Raw genomic sequence first — 446 nt, forward strand, 5'->3', positions numbered from 1 at the left:
GGCGATATCCGCTTCCACCAGGACTATTTCGTCGATACGTTGTTCGATCCGCTGGTGTACTGGGACAAGGGCAGCTATTTCCACGAAGGCAAGCTGGACCGGTTGCGCGAGTCGCTGACCAAGCTGGACTACTTCAGCGTGATCGACATCCAGCCGCGCCCGGACCAGGCCGACGACAATGGCGACGTGCCGGTGGACGTCAACCTTACCCGCGCCAAGCGCACCATCTACACCGCGGGCCTGAGCTACGGCAGCGAGAGCGGCGCCGGTGTGCGCGGCGGCCTGGAGCGGCGGTTCCTCAACAGCCGCGGCCACAAGATGAACACCCAGCTGGACTATGCGCAGAAGCGCAAGAGCCTGGTGACCAGCTACCGCATTCCCGCGTTCGCCTGGCTGGACGGCTGGTATGCGTTCACCGCCAGTGCGTATGACGAGCAGACCGATTA

General features: G+C 63.5%; 1 protein-coding gene. It reads left to right on the forward strand.

Going from position 1 to position 446, the window contains the following annotated elements; genetic code table 11:
• Nucleotides 1–446, forward strand: a 446-nt coding sequence (locus tag AC1DN0_RS41505) for a hypothetical protein (RefSeq protein ID WP_477146672.1), incomplete at both ends; no start/stop codon positions are given.

It is taken from the genome of Cupriavidus sp. 05N39 (assembly GCF_056397325.1).